Genomic DNA, 15,987 nt, shown 5'->3' on the forward strand with positions numbered 1-15,987 from the left:
GAGCCCATGCCGGTACAACGCCCTAGGCTCGCTGGGGTGATTGAGACCATCGTCTTCGACGTCGGCGAGACCATCACCCGAGACGATCGCTACTGGGGATCGTGGGCGGACTGGCTCGACATCCCCCGCCACACCCTGTCCGCGCTCGTCGGCGCCGTCGTCGCCCAGGGCCGTGACAACGCGGACGCCGTGCGTCTGGCCCGCCCCGGCATCGACATCGCCGCCGAGTACGCGGCCCGCGAAGCCGCCGGGCACGGCGAGTTCCTCGACGAGAGCGACCTCTACGACGACGTCAGACCCGCCCTATCGGGGCTCCGCAAGCTCGGCGTACGCGTCGTCATCGCCGGGAATCAGACCGGCCGCACGGGCGAGCTCCTGCGCGGCCTGGACCTTCCTGCCGACGTGATCGTGACCTCGGGCGACTGGGGAGTGGCCAAGCCCGCCCCGGAGTTCTTCGCGCGCGTACTGGAGATCTCCCAGGCGGTGCCTCACGAGACCGTGTACGTGGGCGACCACCCCGCCAACGACCTGTATCCGGCCAAGCGCGCCGGGCTGCGGGCCGCGCACATCCGCCGCGGCCCTTGGGGGCGCCTGTGGGCGGACGACCCGGATGTCGCGGCGGCCGCGGACTGGCGTATCGACACCCTCACCGAACTGACGTCCATCATCGCCGACTGACCGCCAAGAAACGGCCCCACCTGCGCAGGCCAGCGGGGCCGTTCACGCATCCGGTACGTAGTCGCGCGGGTACGGTTCGGAGTGGACGTCCCGAACCGGAGTCAGTATGCCCGCCGACAGCAAGCGCGAGGTAGGCCGCCGTATCGCGACCATCCGCCACGCGCGCCGGATGACCCAGACAGACCTCGCCCGCACCGCGTACCTCTCGCTCGCCACGATCAAGGGCATCGAGCGGGGCGCCCGGGCCCCCAGCGACGACTCCCTCGAATCCATCGCGGCCGCCCTCGGCGTGGACCCCGGGCGCCTCATCACCGGTGACACGATCACCCTCAGCCGCATCCGCACGGCCCTCCCCGCGATCTCCGCGTCCATCGCCGGATACGACATCCCCATGGGCCGGCCCCGCCGTACGCTCGCCGAGCTGCACACCGCAGCCGACGAGGCCGTCAACTGGCGCCTCGCCGCGCAGTACACCCGCATCGCCAAGCACGCCCCCACGCTGCTCGACGACGCCCTCCGCTCCCTGCACCACACCACGGGCCACGACCAGCAGCACGCCGCCCGCTTACTCGTCGGCATCGCGCGCCACCGACGCCGTCGCCTACAAGTACGGGCACCACGACCTCTCCGCGCGCCTCATCGAGCTCATGCGCTGGGCAGCACGTCGCTCCGAGGACCCGCTCGTCGAAGCCAGCACCGCCTACGTACGCACCGAGACGTTCTTCGCCGCTCGCGCCTACGCCCCCGGCCTGCTCGCCCTGGAGCAGGCCATCGACGCCAGTCCCTCACCCTCCAGCCCGGAGGAACAGGCCGTCCGCGGCGCGCTGCACATGCGCGCCGCGGTCATCGCCGGGCGTGCGCAGGACGCTGACGCCGCGGACACCCACTTCGAGGAGGCCCGGCGGATCGGAGACGCCGTACCCGAGGACCAGTACCAGGGCACCGCGTTCGGCCCCGACTCGGTACGCATCCACGAGGTGTCCGTGGCCGTCAGCCTCGGCAGCGACCACGTCGGCCGCGCCCTCGACGTGGCCAGCGAGTGGACCCCTCCCGACGACCTGCCGGCCGAGCGGCAGTCCAGCTTCTGGATCGAGCTCTCGCGCGCGCAGCTGTGGGCCGGGCTGACCGACGACGCGTGGGAGAGCTTGCAGGTCGCCCGCCTCGTTGCCCCACAGCACACCCGCGGGCCCCCGTGGGCCCGCGAGACAGCGGCCACGCTGCGGCGCCTTCGTCGCGCGGACGCCGAGGACCTGACGGCCTTCTCGGAGTGGATCGGCGCCGTCTAGAGCCCCGGACGGGGGACCGGAGGGGATACACGTTGTAGCCCTTGTGCCCCTTGTAGGCGCCCATCATCTGTCTGTCCACGGGGTTCAGGCAGATGGGAGCAGGGATGGCCAGGGCTACAGCCGTCGGGCTGACCCGCGTCGAGGGACGGGCGAGTTCCGCTCGTCGGCACGGCCGGGCGTGCTGGTACTGCGGTGCCGTCAGCAGGCGCCTCGTGCCGGCCGGGCACGTCATGTTCCGGAGCAGCAGCCGCATGTGGCCCATCGTGCGCTGCGGCTGGTGCCTCGCGGGAGGTGTCGCGTGAGAGCTGCTGTGAGAGCGCAACTGCCCTGGCTCCCGCCGATCGGCGTGGTCTGGCATGTCGAGGCAGGCGTCCACTTCGACGCTGTCCGCACGCCCCGCGCGCTCGGGCTGCGGACCATGGACACGCTGGGCGACGACTGCGGGGCCGTCATCTGCGACCCGTGGACACGGATCCACTACTTCCTCGTGCCCCCGCGGTCGACCGATGGCTGGGTGCTGCCTCAGACCGTGGCGTGCGGACTGGCCACGTACATCGTCGTGCCGCCGTTGGGTGCTGCGGAGTCTGCCCTGCACTGGGCAGTGGAGCCGTCGAACACCCGCGTACACGCCGACGTGCGGCAACTGCTCAGCGCCGTACAGCGCGCCCTCCATGGCAAGCGGAGGGTGGGCTTGTGATGACCGCCACCGATCCCGAAGGCGGCGAGGACGACTACGAGTTCCCGGACCCGTACGGGGCCTACCGCGAGCACCTCGACGCCTGTCCCCTCGTCCACACCGGCCTCCTCGCCAACTGCGTCGAGGGCGCCCGCCTCGCCGCCGCCTGGCTGGAAGAGGACTGGCCCGGCTACGGGGCGGCCGGAACCACCCCACGCTTCTCCTGGGGGGAGCGAACTCATGCCTGACGTGACCCGAGGGCTACTCATGGCCGTGGTGCCTGCCCTCAGCCCCGGCGAAGGCGTCGACCCCAGCCCCGACGGGCGCCTGCGCGCCCTGCCACACGGTCCGGGCCCGGGTCCTGGCCACGTACCTCGACTGGTACGACCACGGCATCGAGTGCCTGTACTTGCCCCCTCGGCCCCTGCAACCCCGCCCCCCTACGGCTCCCTGCGTGCTGCGGGGTTCGAGGGCCGGGCAGGGGGCGAGAGGGCGACCATGCTGGTCGGCTGGCACAGGGCGAGCGCGATGTCGTCGGCCGGTGCGCGGCCCGTGTGCGTGGCCACCATGGCGTACAGCGTGTCGAGCGCGTCGGAGGGGGAGAGCACGGCCAGTGCGTCACCAACCCGTTCGAGGAGCGGAAAGTCGGCGCCGTTCGCATCGCGTGCCTCGCTCAGGCCGTCGGTGTAGAACAGCAGCCGGTCCCGCCCCGTGAGGTAGAAGCGGTACAGCCGCGGCTTCGGATGCAGGCCCAACGGGGGTGCCGGCTCAAGTGGTTCCAGCAACCTGACCTGCTTGCCTGCCCGTACGGGCGCGGGGTGCCCGCAGTTGACGATGCGGACCTCGCCCGGGGCGAACTCGGCGAGTACGGCGGTGACGAAGTCCTCCGCCCCCAGTTCCGGGGCGAGCCTGGCGTCCAGGGCCGTCGCCAGGTCGGCGAGGTCGGGGGTGAGATAGGCAAGGTCCTTGAAGGCCCCGATGGTCACCGCGGTGGCCCGCAGGGCGTCCAGGTCGTGGCCGCGTACGTCCCCGATGAGCAGGCGCACTCCGTACGGGGTGTGGGCGACGTCGTACAGATCCCCGCACACCGAAGCCCCCTGCACGGCACAGCGGTGCCGGGCGCACACCTCGATGCCGCCGAACTCCACCGAGATCGGCCGCAGGATCGCGTTCTGGGATGCCTGCGCGACATCGGTGGCCCGGGCCAGTGCGGCCGCGTCGGCCGTGTGCCGGGCGGCGTCGCGGACGGACAGCGCGCCTCCGACCAGCAGGACGAGGAACTCGATTCCGAAACCCGGAGTCATCGTGAGGCCCCTCGCGGCGCCCGCCCCGAGAGCGAGCAACAGCGCCAGGGCCGCCACCGCTGCGGTGCGCCGCGCGTCCAGGCGGGCGGAGGCCAGCACAGGACCTATGACCAGTACGGCGACTCCCAGGTGCCAACTGCCGAGACCGCTGCAGATGGCGAGCAGGCCACTCACCCCCAGCGCGAGCCCCGGTCGTCCCCGGCTGCGCCAGTTCCGCGTGCTCGTCTTGAGCCACCTCCGCCCGACTGCCCTGACGGCCATGCGCGCCCCCGGCCTCTCCCCGCGCCTGGTGAGTCCGCGCCAGAGGACGGCCACTCTGGTCCAATATGCCGGTGGCCAGGGCCGGTTGACCGGAGCGGACCGAGGGTTGACCAGTCGTTTTCGTCGTGGTGCGGTCATGGGAGCGCCTTGCTCGAATAGGCGGGCCTCTCGTGGCATGCACGGCCCGGGGACGGAGCCGGGCAACGGTCTCGGGAGAGGGTGCCGTGGCGCAGCGCGCCGCGCCCGCGCACGCGCTGCGCGAGAGCACCTCCCGCGGCGCCCGGGTACGGACAAGGGACGGCGGTGGTCCGGTATCGCCGCCCCGGATCACCGCCGCCGTCCTCTGTGGCCGCCCTAGCCCTGGAGCTTGGCCAGGGCGAAGTCGAGCCCGGTGCTGCTCGATGTCGCGCCGCCGGCGATGACGATGTCATCGCTGCCGGTCAGTGCGAGGCCACGAGCGACATCGGCCCCGCCGGAGAAGTCGACGGTGGCGATGCCGTCCCCGCTGAAGCCGGTGTCCAGGCTGCCGTCGGAGTTGTAGCGGACGACGAGGGCGTCGCCGTCGACGGGGTCGACGGGGAACACGACGGTTTCGCCGGCCAGTCCGGCAACGACGATCTTGCCGTCGCCGTCCACGGCGACGGCGCGTGCCTCGTCGGCGCTCAGGGCGTTCACGTCCGTGGTGACCTTGCCGTCTCCGCTGAAGCCGGTGTCCAGGCTGCCATCGGCGTTGTGGCGGACCACGCCGACCTTGATGGGGCCGGTGATGCCGAACGGCTCGGGGGCGTCGACCGCGCCCGCGAGCACGTAGTCCCCGCCGGGCGCCTGGGTGAAGCCGAACGCGAGGTCGGAGAGCCCGTTGAAGTCGGTGGTCACGATGCCGTCGCCGCTGAAGCCGGTGTCCAGGGTGCCGTCCGAGTTGTACCGGACCAGCAGGAAGTCACTGTTGGCGGTGCCGGCCGCGATCAGCTTCCCGCTGGACAGCTCCTCCAGCGCGAAGAGGTGGTCGCCGGTGCCGAAGTCGGTGGTCACGACGCCGTCGCCGCCGCCGAAGCCGGTGTCCAGGGTGCCGTCCGCGTTGTAGCGGGCGATGAAGGAGTCGTTCCCGGCCGCCCCGGCCGCGAGGATCTTGCCGCCGCTCGTCAGGCTCAGGCCGCGGATACCGTCACCGAGCCCGCCGGTCAGGTCGGTGGTGACCTTGCCGTCGCCGCCGAAGGAGGTGTCGAGGGTGCCGTCCGCGTTGTACTTGGCCAGCGCCAGGTCGGCGATCTGCTCCCCTCCGGTGAACCCGCCCACCAGGATCTTCCCGTTGCCGGCCTCGATGACCGACCGGGCCATCGACAGGGTGTCGCCGAAGCCGGTGGCGACCTTGCCGTCGCCGCTGAAGGTGGTGTCCAGCGCTCCGCTGGAGGTGTACTTGGCGACACCGAAAGTGCCCGGACCGACGCCGGGGGTGCCGAAACCCCGTCGCCCGGCGACGAACAGGGACCCGTTGGACGTACGCAGCAGGTCGTTGCCGATCTCCGGCTCCGACGGGGTGGCGCCGAAGTCGGTGGTGACCTTGCCGCTGTTGCCGAAGCCGGTGTCCAGGTCACCGGGCGCGGCCGCCGCGCTGGGCGCGAGGGCCGCTATCAGGCCCACGGCCAGTGCGGACACGGCTGCCACGTGGGTCCTCCACGTCGGGAGGTTCTGGAAGAGCGGGAATCGTCTGGTCATGAGAAGGACTCCTCACGTTTGCCGAGGCGGTATGCCCCCGGTACGGCGGGCACCATTCCGCGCCCTTCGCCCACGCACAACCGGCGCACCGGTGGCGCTTGGACGGGTGCCAGGGCGCGCTGACCGTTAGCCGGAGTGTGTTGATGACGACGCTCCGTAGTGCGCGCCGTGTGCTCGCCGACCCTGCCGGTCGCGGACGGAGGCGAACTGGTCGTCACGCACCCCGAAGTGAACAGGGGTGACCAGGCGATGCCGTGTTTCTGTCCGCATGGCCGGTGTCCCGCCACAGAGAGGTCCGCCGGAGCAGACTCAGCCGGGCCGGGTCAGGTAGGAAGCCAAGGGAGGGGTCCCGTGTCACACGGCGTGCCGGGAGAGACGGAGATGAGCGAGTGGTCGGGGAACCTGCCGTCGGAGACTCGCAGTTTCATCGGACGGCAGGACGAACTCGCGCGGCTCGACGTCATGTTGCGTCCGGATGACGGGCCGGCCGAGGGCGGCGAGGGACCCAGGGACCGGAACGGCGGGCGCCGCCTTGTGACTCTCCTGGGGCCTGGTGGGATCGGCAAGACACGTCTCGCGGTGGAGGCCGCGCGCTGGATGCGGCCCGCCTACCCGGACGGTGTGTGGCTGGTGGAGCTCTCCTGCCTGCACGACAGCGGTCTGATCGGACCCAACACGCTGGGTCTTGCGGCGATGGAGGCGCTGCGGGTGGCCGACCAGACGACGCGCCCGGCGACGGAGGCGCTGGCCGAGTGGCTCGCGGACAAGCGACTGCTGCTGGTACTGGACTCATGCGAACACCTGCTGGAGGACTGCGCGGCCTTCATCGACGAGTTGCGGCTCGCTCCGCACGTGAACATCCTGGCCACCAGTCGCCGACGGCTCGGGCTGCCCGGGGAGCAGTGTCTGGAGGTCGAGCCGCTGCCGGTGGACGAGTCGGGTACCGCGGCTCGGGAGGACGCGGTGACCCTGTTCGCAGAGCGGGCGACCGCCGTGCGCTCCGGCTTCGTACTCGACGAGGCCACCCGGCCGGTCGCGGTCTCCGTCTGCCGGTACCTGGACGGCATTCCGCTGGCCGTCGAACTGGCCGCGGCGCGGCTGTCCACCCTGTCGCTCGCCGAACTCGACGACCACCTCGGGACGCGGACGGACCACCGACTGGCCCTGCTGGCCTCGGACGACGGCACCGTGGATCCGTCGCGCCACCGGGCCCTGCGCACCACCATCGGCTGGAGCCACGAGCTGTGCGCTCCGCTGGAGCGGCTGCTGTGGGCCCGGCTCGCGGTGTTCACCGGCGGCTTCGACGTCGAGGCCGCCCAGGAAGTGTGTGCCGGGGGACCGTTGGCGGCCGGACGGGTGCCCGCGCTCCTTGACGAGCTCGTCGCCCAGTCCATCGTGCGACGCGACCAGCGCACCGGCACGGCCCGTTTGCGGATGCTCGACACGGTGCGCGAGTACGGCGCGGACTGGCTGGGGGAGTTGGGCGAGGAGGACGCCGTGCGGTTGCGCCACCGCGAGTACTACCGACGCCTGGCCCGCGACGGCTGCGCCGAGTGGAACACCGGCCGCCAGGTGCAGTGGAGCGCACGCGTGCTGACCGACCACGCCAACCTGCGCGCCGCGGTGGACTGGTCCCTCGACCGCCCCGACCCGCGGGCCGCCCTGGAGTTCGCGGGCACCGCGGGCTTCCTGTGGCGGCACTGCGGCCATGTGCGCGATGCGAACCACTGCCTCGACCGGGTGCTCGCCGCCGATCCGCCTCCAGGGCCCGATCTCCTCCGGGCCCTGTGGACACGTGGCGCCGGAGCGATCATGCAGGGCGACGTGGACACCGCCGGCGATTACGGGCGGCGGTTCACCGACGTGGCACGGCAGCAGGCGGACCCGGTCGCCCTCTCCGTCTCCGCCTACCTCACGGGCAGCCAGCTCGCCCTGAGCGGTCGGTCGGCCGAGGCGGTCGGCCTCATGTCCGGTGCCACCCGCCTCCCCGTCCGGGACGACTGGCTCGGTTCGGCACAGATTCAGACGATCGGTGCCCTGGCGTACGCGCACCTGATGAGCGGCGATCACGAAGCGGCCCGCGCGGTGTCCGAAGAGGTCCGCGCCGAGTGCGCCCGGCGCGGCGAGCACTGGACGCGCTCGACCTCCGACGTGATCGTGGCGAAGCTGGACCTCGCCCGCGGTGACACCGCCTCGGGGGCCCGCAACGCCACCCGGGCTGTTGCCGCGCACTGGCTGCTGCACAACGCCAGCATCGTCGCGGCCTTGGCCATCGACACCCTGGCATCAGCCACGGTCGCCCTGGGCGAAGCTCACCGGGCGGCCGAACTCCTCGGCATCGCCCAGCGCTTGTGGCACCGTGCCGGCGGCCGCGTCCAACTCAACTCCCCGGACCTGATCGCCCCCCGCCAAGCCTGTGAACGCGCCATCCGCGACGAGATCGGCGACCCTGCCTACGAGCACAGCTACGAGGCGGGCCGCTCCATGTCGTACGAACAGGGAATGAGCTACGCGACGGACACCACGCCCCGGGCATCCAGCTGAGCCCGCCCCCGGCTCACTCCACCCGCTCACGCAAACGGCCCCGGACGCGAAGTCCGAGGCCGATCAGGCCCCCTCCCTGGGGGAGAAACCCCGGGTCAGAGCGGCAATGCATGGTGCCCCCGGCAGGATTCGAACCTGCGACACCCGCTTTAGGAGAGCGGTGCTCTATCCCCTGAGCTACGAAGGCGTGCCGTCCGTGAGGGCGGCTTCGGACAGGGTATCCGATGGGGGCCCGGGGGCGCCCTGGGGTTGGGGCGGGGTGCGGAGGACGGTGACCAGGGCGGCCAGGGCGGGGAGCGGGTCGGCTGTGGTGCGGTGGACGGCGACGACGCGGCGCAGCGGGGGGTCCGCGAGGGGGACGACGTCCACCTGGGAGGGGCGGAGCCGGAGCATCAGGGGTGTGACGGGGGTGACGCCGATGCCCGCCTCCACCAGGGCGAGGGTCGCCGCCGTGTCGGTGACCTCGTGCTGGACCCGGGGCTCCACGCCGGCGCGGCGGCAGGCCGTGCGGACGGCCCGGCCGTAGTGGCTGTGCGGGGAGGGGAGGATCCAGGGGAGGGGCTGGGTGGCCCGCAGGGGGAGCGGGGCCGGGCCCTCCCCGGGCGCACCGGCACGCGTGGCGGGGAGCAGGCCCGGCGGGGTCGCCAGGGCGAAGCGTTCCGTGTGCAGGGGCAGCAGCCGCAGGGTCGGGTCGCGGGGGATCGGGTCGTCCGGGTAGTCCAGGCCGAGGGCCAGGTCCACCGCCGACGAGGCCACCGCGTCGTAGACGGCGTCCACGTCCGGCATCTCCCGGGTCTGGATCTCCAGGCCGGGGTGCGCCTCGCGGGCCCGGCGCAGGGCCTGGGGCAGCAGTTCGGCGGCGGCCGTGGCGAAGAGGGCGACGCGCAGCACCCCGGTGATCTCCGAGCGGGTGCGCTCCAGGGCCGCGAGGGCGTCCGCCTCGGTGGCGAGGATGCGCTCCGCGTGGCGGGCGAGGGTGCGGCCCGCCTCGGTCAGCTCGACCCGGCGGCCGGTCCTGCGGAGGAGCCCGTGCCCGGTCGCCCGCTCCAGGGCCGCCAGCTGCTGCGACACCCCGCCGGGCGTGTAGCCGAGGGCCGCCGCCACCGCCGTGACCGTGCCGCGTCTGCTCAGCTCCACCAGGGAGCGCAGCTGCGCGCTCGTCCAGTTCATGCGGTGACCCTAGGGCGACCCTATAGATGACGTAAACGGTCGTACGTACGGACTGTTGATGGACCTCAACTGTCCGTGTGCGTCACGATGGCAACCCCGGACACTGCGCGGCGGAAGGGGTTGGTCCCTGTGGCTCGGTCTCGGACGGAGCGGTCGGCGCGGTCGGTGCAGTCGGCGCGGTCGGTTCGGTCGCGGTCGGTCCGGGCGTCCCGGGTCGTGGTCGTCGGCGGCGGGGTGATGGGTACGTCCGTCGCCTTCCACCTCGCCGAGGCCGGGGTGCGGGACGTCGTGGTCGTGGAGCGGGGCGCGCTCGGCCGCGGGAGTTCGGGCAAGCCCATCGGCGGGGTGCGGGCGCAGTTCTCCGACCCGGTGAACATCGCCCTGGGCGCGCGGAGCCTGCGGGCCTACGGCGACTTCGCGGCGCGGCCGGGCGGCGACATCGGCCTGGAGACGGTCGGGTACCTGTTCCTGCTCGACCGGGCGGAGGACGTCGCCGCGTTCGAGGAGAGCGTCGCGGTGCAGGCGCGGATGGGGGTGCGCGGCCGGATCGTCGGGCCCGACGAGGCCCGCGAGCTGTGTCCGTACGTACGGACCGAAGGGCTGCTCGCCGCCGCGCACTCGCCCGACGACGGGCACGCCCGGCCGGGAGCCGTCGTCGCCGGGTACGCGGGGGCCGCCGCCGCTGCCGGGGTCTCCTTCGTCACGGAGACCTCCGTGACCGGGATGGACGTGACCGGCGGGCGCGTCACCGCCGTGCGGACCGACCGCGGGGCGATCGCCTGCGACACCGTGGTGTGCGCCGCGGGCGCCTGGTCCGCGGGGGTCGGGGCGATGGCGGGGGTGCCGCTGCCGGTGCGGCCGCTGCGGCGGCAGATCGCGTTCTCGGCCCCGCTCGTGCCGCCCCCGCCCCGCACCCCGTTCACCATCGACTTCTCCTCCACGGCGTACTTCCACAACAGCGACCACGGGCTGCTGTTCGGGCTCGCCGACCCGGGGCAGGAGGAAGGGTTCGACACGACGTGGACGGAGGACTGGGTGGAGCTGTTCCGGGACGTGATGCGGCGGCGGGCGCCCGCGCTCGCGGACCTCGACGTCGTGGGCGGCTGGGCCGGGCTCTACGAGGTCACGCCCGACCGCAACGCCCTCGTCGGGCGCTCCCGTGACGTGCCCAACTTCCTGTACGCCACCGGGTTCTCCGGGCACGGCTTCCTCCAGGCCCCGGCCGTCGGCGAGGTCGTGCGCGATCTGGTCCTTGAGCGCGAGCCGCCCGTGGACGTGTCGTCCCTGAGCGCCGAGCGGTTCCGGGTGGGCGCGGGCGGCAGACCGGAGGCCCACGTGGTGTGACGACCGCCCCCCGCCGGTACTGCCGAGAGGAGCCCCCGTGACCCATGACTCCCCGTACGCCCCCTGGCAGCTCCGCGCCGCCTTCGCCGCGCGGCTCTCCGACATGTACGGGCGCGAAGTGCCCGCGTACGCCACCCTCGTCGACGTCGCCCGCGAGGTGAACGAGGACGTCCTGCGCGAGCGCGGCGCCGACGCCGAGCGGCTCGGCTCCATCGGCCGGGTCACGGCCGAGCGGCACGGCGCGATCCGCGTCGGCACCCCCGCCGAACTCGGCCAGGTGGCGCGGATCTTCGGAGCCCTCGGGATGCGGCCCGTCGGGTTCTACGACCTGCGCGAGGCCGCCGCGAGCGCCGTGCCCGTGGTGTCCACCGCCTTCCGGCCCGTCGAAGGGGACGAGCTGGCCCGCAACCCCTTCCGGGTGTTCACCTCGCTGCTCACCCCGGCCGACCCGCGGTTCTTCGACGCCGGGCTGCGCGAGCGGCTTGAGGACTTCCTGGCCGCGCGCGAGCTGTTCCCGCCGGAGCTGCTCGCGCTCGCCGACCGGGCCGAGGCCGAGGGCGGCCTGCCCGGAGCCGACGCCGAGCGGTTCCTCGAACTCGCCGTCGCTGCCTTCGAGTTGTCGGCAGAGCCGATCGACAAGGCGTGGTACGAGGAGCTGGCGCGGGTCTCCGCCGTGGCCGCCGACATCGGCGGCGTACGCAGCACGCACCTCAACCACCTCACGCCCCGCGTCCTCGACATCGACGAGCTGTACCGCCGGATGACCGCGCGCGGCGTGCGGATGATCGACACCGTGCAGGGCCCGCCCGCCTGGGACGGCCCCGACGTGCTGCTGCGCCAGACGTCGTTCCGGGCGCTCGACGAGCCGCGCGCGCTCCGCCTCGCCGACGGGAGCGTCGTCAGCGGGGCGCTGCGGGTGCGGTTCGGGGAGGTGGAGGCGCGGGGGATCGCCCTCACGCGGGCGGGGCGCGCCCGCTACGACGACCTCCTCGCCCTGATCGACGAGCGCCGTCCCGCCACCCCTGCCGAGCGCGCGGCGGCGGCCCGCGAGGTGTGGGCGGCCCACCTGCCCCGCACCGAGCGCGAGCTCGCCGCGCGGGGGCTCGGCCACTTCACGTACCACGTGGTCGCGGACCGGGCCCGCGACGGCGCCGCGCCGCCCGCGAGCCTCGACGGGCTCCTCGACGGGGGCTGGGTGCGGGCCGCGCCCCTCGTGTACGAGGACTTCCTGCCCCGGTCCGCCGCCGGGATCTTCCAGTCGAACCTGGAGGAGGCGGGGGTGCGGGACGACGCGGTCGCGGGGGCCGCGTACGACAGCGCCTGGCTGTCGGGGGCGGTGGGGCGGGAGGTCCTCGACCCCTTCTCCCTGTACGAGGCCCGGGAGCGGGCCTCTCTTGAGGGGGTGGCCCGGCAGCTGGGGCTCCCCCACCCGCCCGCCCCTGACCGCGCCGCGCGCTCGTCCTCGAACGCCGGACGGGCTTGATGGCCACCGGCCGCCCCCAGTCGAAACGCCCTCTCCGAAGGAGCCCCGTGCCGTCCACCCTCCCCACCACCGAAGCCCTCCGTCACCGCGCCCGCGCCGCGCTCTCCCGCGTCGGGGCCGAGATTCCCGAAGGCCGGGGGATCCAGGCCCGTACGCCCGTCACCGGCGAGGGGCTCTTCGCGCTCGCCGCGGCCGCGCCCGGGGCCGTCGAGGAGGCCGTCGCCGCCGCGCACGAGGCGTTCCTGGAGTGGCGGGCGGTGCCCGCGCCGCGCCGGGGGGAACTGGTGCGGCGCCTGGGCGAGTTGCTGCGTACGCACAAGGAGGACGTCGCCGACCTCATCACCGTCGAGGCGGGCAAGATCCGCTCGGAGGCGCTCGGCGAGGTGCAGGAGATGATCGACATCTGCGACTTCGCGGTGGGCCTCTCGCGCCAGCTGTACGGGCGGACCATCGCGTCCGAGCGCCCCGGGCACCGGCTCGCGGAGACCTGGCACCCGCTCGGGGTCGTCGGGGTGATCTCCGCGTTCAACTTCCCGGCCGCCGTCTGGTCCTGGAACACCGCCGTCGCCCTGGCCTGCGGCGACACCGTGGTGTGGAAGCCGTCCGAGCTGACGCCGCTGGTGTCGCTCGCGTGCGCGCGGCTGCTCGACCGGGCCGCCGACGACGTGGGCGCACCGGCAGGGGTGCACCGGCTGCTGCTCGGCGACCGGGCCGTGGGGGAGCGGCTCGTGGACGAGCCGCGGGTGGCGCTCGTCAGCGCCACCGGGTCCACGCGGATGGGGCGCGAGGTGGGGCCGCGGGTCGCCGCCCGCTTCGGGCGCTCGCTGCTCGAACTCGGCGGCAACAACGCCGCCGTGGTCGCGCCCTCCGCGGACCTCGACCTCGCCGTGCGGAGCGTGGTGTTCGCCGCGGCGGGCACGGCGGGGCAGCGGTGCACGACGCTGCGGCGGCTCATCGTGCACGAGGACGTCGTGGACACGCTGGTGGGGCGGCTCGCGGAGGCGTACCGGAAGCTGCCCGTCGGGAACCCCTTCGACGCGTCGACGCTCGTCGGGCCGCTGGTCTCGCTGCCCGCGCTCGACCGCATGCGGGAGGCGCTCGCCCGGGCCCAGGCCGAGGGCGGCAAGATCCTCGCGGGCGGCCGGCGGCGCCTCGCCGACGTCGCGCCCGACGCGGCGTACGTGGAGCCCGTGGTGGTGCGCGTCGGCGCGCAGACCGGGGTGGTGCGGGAGGAGACCTTCGCGCCGATCCTGTACGTCATGACGTACGGCGACTTCGAGGAGGCGGTCGCGCTGCACAACGACGTGCCGCAGGGCCTGTCGTCGAGCGTCTTCACGCGCGACCAGCGCGAGGCCGAGCTGTTCCTGTCCGCGGAGGGCTCCGACTGCGGCATCGTCAACGTCAACATCGGCACCTCGGGCGCGGAGATCGGCGGGGCCTTCGGCGGCGAGAAGGAGACCGGCGGCGGGCGCGAGTCCGGGTCCGACGCGTGGCGCGCGTACATGCGGTCCGCCACGAACACCGTCAACTACTCGGGCGGGCTCGCGCTCGCGCAGAACGTCAGCTTCCTGTAGCCGCTTCCTGGACGGTTGCTTCCGGTGGCCGCCGCCGGGTGCGTCAGGCGCCCGGCGCGCGTACCGTCGGCCGGACGTCCGGGCCCGTCAGATCGCGGACGTAAGTGATCCCGGGGCGGCCGTCGAGGACGTGCTCCCCGGTGGGCACGAAGCCGGTGCGGGTGAGCACGGCCTGCGAGCCGGGGTTGTCGGCGGTGGTCTCGGCGCGCAGCGACGTCAGGCCGTACTCGGTGGCGGCGAGGACGCACACCTGCCGCACCACCGACGTGGCGAGCCCCTGGTTGGTGGCCTTCTTGGCGATGCGGTAGCCGAGGTCGGCCGAACCGTCCGCCACGTCCACCAGGTTGACCCGACCGAGGATCTCGCCGTCGCCGCCGACCACGACGTGGAAGTGGCACGCCCCCGTCTCCTGCTCGGCGAGCAGCGCGCGGTGGCGCTCGTCGAACTCGGCGAAGTAGGCGTCACCGCGGTCGGGGACCGAGGCGGCGAAGTAGGCGCGGTTCTCCCGCTCGAAGGCGAGCAGGGCCGGGGCGTGGTCTGCGCGCAGGCGCTGGAGTTCGGGCATGCAAGAACCGTACGTCGTGATGGGCCGTCAGCCACACTGCTTAACGGCCTGTGAACAGGGACCATTCGAGACTTGGCCAGGTGCGGGACCGGGGCCTGGGCGCCGGCCCCGCCGGACAGGCCTAGCCCCGCTGTGTGATGTCGAAGCCGAACGCCACCGTGCCCGGGTCGACCGCCGTCACTCCGCCGTCGACCGTGAGCGTGGCGCCGTTGACGAACGAAGCGGCGGGCGACAGCAGCCAGGCGATCGCCTCGGCGACCTCCTCGGGCGTGCCGGGGCGGCCCGCCGGGATCAGCCGCGTCGCCTGCTCGTACGCGGCGTCGAGCCCTTCCTCGCCGGTGCCGAGCCGGGCGGACTCCGCGAACGTGCCCATGCGCCGGTCCGCCATCTCCGTGCGCACCCAGCTGGGGCAGACGGTGTTGGCGCGCACGCCGAGCGCCCCGTAGTCGACGGCGACGGAGCGGCACAGCTGGAGCAGCGCCGCCTTGGACGTGGCGTACGCGGCGTTGCCGACGCCGTTGCGCAGCGCGGAGACCGAGGCGACGGCGACCACCGAGCCACGGGTTTCGAGCAGGTGCGGCAGCGCGGCGCGCAGCAGGTGGAAGGGGCCGGTGAGGTTGGTGGTGAGGACGGTCTCCCACTCCTCGGGGGTCACGTCCCCGACGGCACCCGGGCGGCCGGTCCCGGCGTTCAGGACGACGCCGTCGAGCCGTCCGTACGCCTCGACGGTCGCCGCGACGAGACCGGTGACGGCCTCGGGGTCGGCGGCGTCGGCGGGGTGGGCGAGCGCGCCGGTCTCCTCGGCGACCTGGCGCAGCGGCTCCGGGCGCCGCCCCGAGACGACCACGTGGTGCCCGGCGGCGCGCAACTGGCGTGCGGTGGCGGCGCCGATGCCGGTGCCGCCACCGGTGACGAGGACAACGCGGCTGTCAGCCATGGTCGTTCAGCCTCCCTGGAGGGCTCGCCCTGATGATGTCCGCCCTGACGGGCGCTTGCCCCACCACTCTGTCACCCCCGTCCGCCCGTGCGATCACCACTCAGGGGATGTATACGCTCACGCCGAACTCGGAGATCGTGGAGGCCCCGGAGTCGACGAACTCGACGGGTACGCCACCGCAGTTCGCCTCGCCGAAGACCAGGGCAGGGGTGTCGGTGTAGTTGTCGACGGTGAGCGGCCAGCTGTCCGAGTCGTAGCAGCCGCTGGGGTCGACGTACTCGACGCCACCGACGACCAGCGATCCCTCGGCCGCGAGCGCGGAGCCCGGCACCGCCAGGGCCAGCGTCCCGGCCGCGACGACGGAGCCGAGGGCGAGGGCGATACGACGCATGAGGAGTCCTCCTGCCGGTCGGGGCCGCCGAGCGCGACCCGCGAGGACACCGAACGTA

14 protein-coding genes, 1 tRNA gene and 1 pseudogene are annotated in these 15,987 nt (G+C 73.5%); 9 read left to right on the forward strand and 7 right to left on the reverse strand.

Annotation, left to right across the window (positions count from 1 at the left end):
• Positions 1–36: 36 nt before the first annotated feature.
• From IG74_RS0110820 to IG74_RS0110835, 5 genes and pseudogenes are all read left to right on the forward strand, one after another.
• Positions 37–678 (forward strand): HAD family hydrolase, encoded by a 642-nt coding sequence (locus IG74_RS0110820; RefSeq protein ID WP_030673557.1) that lies wholly within the window; start codon positions 37–39, stop codon positions 676–678.
• Between the two features lie 169 nt (positions 679–847).
• Positions 848–928, forward strand: a pseudogene (locus tag IG74_RS54400) (hypothetical protein); the annotation flags it as partial.
• Positions 929–1,325: 397 nt separating this feature from the next.
• Complete coding sequence (locus IG74_RS54405) at positions 1,326–1,964, forward strand: hypothetical protein (protein WP_324607498.1); 639 nt, start codon at positions 1,326–1,328, stop codon at positions 1,962–1,964.
• Positions 1,965–2,262: 298 nt separating this feature from the next.
• Positions 2,263–2,661, forward strand: a complete 399-nt coding sequence (locus tag IG74_RS45775) for a hypothetical protein (protein WP_158857565.1) — start codon at positions 2,263–2,265, stop codon at positions 2,659–2,661.
• Positions 2,661–2,888 (forward strand): hypothetical protein, encoded by a 228-nt coding sequence (locus IG74_RS0110835; RefSeq protein WP_030673562.1) that lies wholly within the window; start codon positions 2,661–2,663, stop codon positions 2,886–2,888. Before IG74_RS45775 ends, IG74_RS0110835 begins: the two co-directional genes overlap by 1 nt.
• Positions 2,889–3,080: 192 nt before the next feature.
• On the opposite strand, the gene IG74_RS45780 is transcribed toward IG74_RS0110835, so the two are convergent.
• Together IG74_RS45780 and IG74_RS0110850 are read right to left on the reverse strand one after the other, a co-directional pair.
• Positions 3,081–4,043, reverse strand: a complete 963-nt coding sequence (locus IG74_RS45780) for a PP2C family protein-serine/threonine phosphatase (RefSeq protein WP_051854781.1) — start codon at positions 4,041–4,043, stop codon at positions 3,081–3,083.
• A 516-nt stretch (positions 4,044–4,559) separates the two neighbouring features.
• Positions 4,560–5,921 carry a hypothetical protein gene (locus IG74_RS0110850; protein ID WP_030673568.1) on the reverse strand — a complete coding sequence of 454 codons (1,362 nt, stop codon included), beginning with the start codon at positions 5,919–5,921 and terminating at the stop codon, positions 4,560–4,562.
• Positions 5,922–6,272: 351 nt separating this feature from the next.
• On the opposite strand from IG74_RS0110850, the gene IG74_RS0110855 reads away from it, so the two are divergent.
• Positions 6,273–8,465 carry an ATP-binding protein gene (locus tag IG74_RS0110855; RefSeq protein ID WP_234334307.1) on the forward strand — a complete coding sequence of 731 codons (2,193 nt, stop codon included), beginning with the start codon at positions 6,273–6,275 and terminating at the stop codon, positions 8,463–8,465.
• 111 nt (positions 8,466–8,576) lie between these two features.
• Here IG74_RS0110855 and IG74_RS0110860 read toward each other — a convergent pair.
• Together IG74_RS0110860 and IG74_RS47865 are read right to left on the reverse strand one after the other, a co-directional pair.
• A tRNA-Arg gene (locus IG74_RS0110860) sits at positions 8,577–8,652 on the reverse strand.
• Positions 8,643–9,635, reverse strand: coding sequence for a LysR family transcriptional regulator (locus IG74_RS47865; protein ID WP_030673575.1), 993 nt, complete (start codon positions 9,633–9,635; stop codon positions 8,643–8,645). Before IG74_RS47865 ends, IG74_RS0110860 begins: the two co-directional genes overlap by 10 nt.
• A gap of 237 nt (positions 9,636–9,872) precedes the next feature.
• Here IG74_RS47865 and IG74_RS0110870 point away from each other — a divergent pair, with 237 nt between their 5' ends.
• From IG74_RS0110870 to IG74_RS0110880, 3 genes are read left to right on the forward strand one after another with little or no spacing between them, the layout of a single operon-like run.
• Entirely contained in the window at positions 9,873–10,979 is a 1,107-nt protein-coding gene (locus tag IG74_RS0110870; protein ID WP_051854793.1) for an NAD(P)/FAD-dependent oxidoreductase, read from the forward strand.
• Between the two features lie 37 nt (positions 10,980–11,016).
• A complete protein-coding gene (locus tag IG74_RS0110875) occupies positions 11,017–12,462 on the forward strand; it encodes a VOC family protein (protein ID WP_267885559.1) in 1,446 nt (481 codons plus the stop codon).
• Positions 12,462–14,036, forward strand: a complete 1,575-nt coding sequence (locus IG74_RS0110880; RefSeq protein WP_051854782.1) for an aldehyde dehydrogenase family protein — start codon at positions 12,462–12,464, stop codon at positions 14,034–14,036. Before IG74_RS0110875 ends, IG74_RS0110880 begins: the two co-directional genes overlap by 1 nt.
• A 43-nt stretch (positions 14,037–14,079) precedes the next feature.
• Here the strand turns inward: IG74_RS0110880 and IG74_RS0110885 are convergent, their stop codons facing one another.
• The 3 genes from IG74_RS0110885 to IG74_RS0110895 all read right to left on the reverse strand — a co-directional run bounded on the left by IG74_RS0110885 (position 14,080) and on the right by IG74_RS0110895 (position 15,929).
• On the reverse strand, positions 14,080–14,601 hold the full coding sequence (locus IG74_RS0110885; RefSeq protein WP_051854783.1) for a GNAT family N-acetyltransferase: 522 nt from the start codon (positions 14,599–14,601) through the stop codon (positions 14,080–14,082).
• Between the two features lie 121 nt (positions 14,602–14,722).
• The gene (locus IG74_RS0110890) at positions 14,723–15,538 is read right to left on the reverse strand and encodes an SDR family NAD(P)-dependent oxidoreductase (RefSeq protein WP_030673589.1); all 816 of its coding nucleotides are present in this window, start codon (positions 15,536–15,538) and stop codon (positions 14,723–14,725) included.
• Between the two features lie 100 nt (positions 15,539–15,638).
• Positions 15,639–15,929 carry a hypothetical protein gene (locus IG74_RS0110895; protein ID WP_051854784.1) on the reverse strand — a complete coding sequence of 97 codons (291 nt, stop codon included), beginning with the start codon at positions 15,927–15,929 and terminating at the stop codon, positions 15,639–15,641.
• Positions 15,930–15,987: the final 58 nt, after the last annotated feature.

The sequence above is a fragment of the Streptomyces sp. NRRL B-1347 genome, assembly GCF_000720325.1.
GTDB lineage: Bacteria > Actinomycetota > Actinomycetes > Streptomycetales > Streptomycetaceae > Streptomyces.